The organism is Bartonella sp. CE47NXGY (assembly GCF_042195415.1).
GTDB lineage: Bacteria > Pseudomonadota > Alphaproteobacteria > Rhizobiales > Rhizobiaceae > Bartonella.
This window is the reverse complement of sequence record NZ_JBHIOI010000079.1, coordinates 1-3,016: the sequence shown is the minus strand read 5'-3', so window position 1 is coordinate 3,016 and position 3,016 is coordinate 1. Positions and strand designations below refer to the sequence as shown.

The 3,016-nt window shown below is 37.6% G+C and carries 3 protein-coding genes and 1 tRNA gene; 3 read left to right on the top strand and 1 reads right to left on the bottom strand.

Annotation, left to right across the window (positions count from 1 at the left end):
• Positions 1-353 precede the first annotated feature (353 nt).
• The 3 genes from dapB to ACFIL3_RS09455 all read left to right on the top strand — a co-directional run bounded on the left by dapB (position 354) and on the right by ACFIL3_RS09455 (position 2,014).
• Positions 354-1,166, top strand: a complete 813-nt coding sequence (gene dapB / locus ACFIL3_RS09465; protein WP_375613493.1) for a 4-hydroxy-tetrahydrodipicolinate reductase — start codon at positions 354-356, stop codon at positions 1,164-1,166.
• 28 nt (positions 1,167-1,194) lie between these two features.
• Positions 1,195-1,815, top strand: coding sequence for a 2,3-bisphosphoglycerate-dependent phosphoglycerate mutase (locus ACFIL3_RS09460; protein ID WP_375668552.1), 621 nt, complete (start codon positions 1,195-1,197; stop codon positions 1,813-1,815).
• Positions 1,816-1,929: 114 nt separating this feature from the next.
• Positions 1,930-2,014 (top strand) — tRNA-Leu (locus ACFIL3_RS09455).
• Positions 2,015-2,114: 100 nt separating this feature from the next.
• On the opposite strand, the gene ACFIL3_RS09450 is transcribed toward ACFIL3_RS09455, so the two are convergent.
• Complete coding sequence (locus ACFIL3_RS09450) at positions 2,115-2,900, bottom strand: DNA adenine methylase (protein ID WP_375682155.1); 786 nt, start codon at positions 2,898-2,900, stop codon at positions 2,115-2,117.
• Between the last annotated feature and the right edge of the window lie 116 nt (positions 2,901-3,016).

Sequence of the window (3,016 nt, the reverse complement as noted above, 5' to 3'; positions counted from 1 at the left end):
AATATTTGCATCATGATTTGCTTTTTACAGTCTATTCATCCATGGCAATCTTATATAAAAAATGGTCAAATGAATCATGCATAAAAAGATGGATTCTTGAGTGGATTCATATAAAATAATTTCACACAACCTATTGACTTTATTGTGTTTTTTAGTATTATATCTTGAATGACCGAAAAACATCTCTATTTAAATTTGTAGATCTTATATCACTTGCTCTAAACAACAGTATTTTACAGCACAACAAGATAAATTAAAGCAGGAAAAAAATTTTTCTATAAAGAAAAAGAACCATTGGAAAGAAGGCAAGAATTTGCCTATACTGCACAGTAAAGTATTATAAGGAGATAAAAATGCGCCTTACAGTTGTTGGTGCAAATGGAAGAATGGGACGTGAACTCATTACAACAATCCAGCAGAGGAGAGATGTAGAACTTTGTGCTGTTCTTGTACGCAAAGGCTCACCGTTTGTAGGAAAAGATGCCAGTGCCTTAATTGGTTCAGATTCTCTTGGGATTGGTATCACTGACGATCCCGAAAATGCCTTTTCTAATACAGAAGGTATTTTAGATTTTTCACAACCAGAAGCCAGTATTCTTTATGCTAACTACGCTGCTCAAAAAAGCCTTGTCCATATTATTGGCACCACAGGATTTAGCAAAACAGAAGAAGAAAAAATTGCAGATTTTGCGAAATATACAACAATTGTCAAATCCGGAAATATGAGCCTTGGAATAAATCTTTTAGCCAACCTTGTAAAGAAAGCCGCTAAAGCATTAGAAGCCGATGATTTTGATATCGAAGTTTATGAAATGCATCACGCTAACAAAGTTGACGCCCCTTCTGGAACAGCCCTTCTTCTTGGCCAAGCAGCAGCTGAAGGGCGCAATGTTATGCTTAAAAATGTGCGTGTCAACGAACGCAATGGTCATATAGGTAAACGCAAAAAAGGCACCATTGGCTTTTCCTGTTCACGTGGTGGGACAGTTGTTGGAGAACACAGTGTCATTTTTGCCGGCTCCAATGAGCGCATTGTTCTTTCACATACAGCGCAAGAACGCTCTATCTTTGCCAATGGCGCATTAAAAGCAGCTTTATGGGCACAAAATCATGAAAGCGGTCTTTATTCAATGTTCGATGTTTTGGGATTGAACAATGAATTTTAAACAATCAATAGAATAGAGGCAATTCATAATGGGACGCATACTTACACTAATTCGTCATGGACAAAGTGAATGGAATCTCAAAAACCTTTTTACCGGTTGGAAAGATCCTGATTTAACAGAAAAAGGTCATGCCGAAGCGATAGCAGCAGGAAAAAAACTGAAAGAATATGGTTTGAAGTTTGATATCGCTTATACATCAGCCTTACAGCGTGCTCAAAAAACCGCTCAGCACATTTTAGAGCAAATGGGACAATCAGATTTAGAAGTGATAAAAAATCCCGCATTAAATGAACGTAATTATGGTGATCTTTCTGGTTTAAATAAAGATGAAGTACGCCAACAATGGGGGCAAGAGCAAGTGCAAATGTGGCGCCGCTCCTATACGATTGCGCCGCCGAATGGAGAAAGCCTACGCGACACCGGTGCGCGCATCTGGCCTTATTATCTTTACCATATCCAGCCTTATATTTTGCGCTCTCAAACTGTTTTGATCGCAGCACATGGAAATTCTCTTCGTGCTCTTATTATGGCGCTTGAAGGTCTCTCCGGTGAGGAAATTATATCTCAAGAATTAGCGACCGGCATTCCTATTATTTACACATTTAATCCGGATTCAACAATTTTATCAAAGACAGTCCTCACACCTTAAACTTCTAAAATCATGATCTCTCTCAAAAGTTCAATGCTATCGTTTTAAGCTGAAAAAATAAATTCTATAATTTTATTGACAGAGTTGCTTCATGCGCTTAGATGAATTTTATAAGCCCAGATGGCGGAATTGGTAGACGCGCAGGTTTCAGGTACCTGTGCCGTAAGGCGTGGAGGTTCGAGTCCTCTTTTGGGCACCATGCTCTTTTTTATCCAAAATAATTTATTGATTTTCCATATATTTTTTATAGTGAGGGACGCGTAAATAAAAGTTAGGGAATAGGATTTTTAACATGCCTCTTAATTATTGCGAATCAAGAGTTCTTTTCGGGATGGTTTTTTAGCAAAACCAGAGGTCCAAAGGGTCTCTAATTCTAAAAAGTCAAAATCCTTAAAGATCTCTCGAACCGCATCACAATCATTTAGACTCAAGACAAATTTGCCTTGTATGCTTTTGAGAACTTTTGCCATACTCACAAAATCATCTTCAACAAAATTCCCAGAGCTATAACACTTCTTCTTCACAAGATAAGGCGGGTCTAGGTAAAATAAACTGTCGGGTGCATCAAATAGCTCGATAACCCGTTCCCACGACAAATTTAAGATTGTCGTATCAAGAAGCTTCTGTCTAACACGTCGCATCCTTGATAACAGCTTATCGGGATTAAATGCTATAGGCTTTTTCCTTCCAAAGCCAAAAGAGACATACTCTTTTTTCCCATACATCACACAACGTTGGAGAAACAAAAAACGGGCGGCTCTTTCAACTTTGGAAAGGCTTTCTGGTTCAATCGCCGCAAGTTCAAAAAACAACTGTCTTGAACAAACAAACCACTCCAATCGTTTAGCTAAATCATCAAAGTCATTTTGAACGCATTGAAACAGATTCGTGATCTCTCCATTCAAATCATTAATAACGGAATATTTTGCTGGTCCTTTATTTAGGAAAATAACACCAGAACCTAAAAACGGTTCAACATAGGTTTCATGGTCAATGCTATTTAAAATCGGTATAATTTTCTTACGCAGATAGTGTTTACCACCCATCCACGCAAACAATGTTTGTGTAAATTCTTGTTTCATCATATTTTTAAAGGAGAGATTTGATATCTAACTTTTTGTTATCCATCTTTTAAGATGTGAGAAGCTATTCTCTATGGCGTCCACGCAACGGGAAAAATCTATTACAAACATAAAGAGAA

Excerpts from the sequence above, each read along its gene's own strand:
- dapB (WP_375613493.1), top strand. The coding sequence starts at position 354 with ATGCGCCTTACAGTTGTTGGTGCAAATGGAAGAATGGGACGTGAACTC.
- ACFIL3_RS09460 (WP_375668552.1), top strand. The coding sequence starts at position 1,195 with ATGGGACGCATACTTACACTAATTCGTCATGGACAAAGTGAATGGAAT.
- ACFIL3_RS09450 (WP_375682155.1), bottom strand. The coding sequence starts at position 2,900 with ATGATGAAACAAGAATTTACACAAACATTGTTTGCGTGGATGGGTGGT.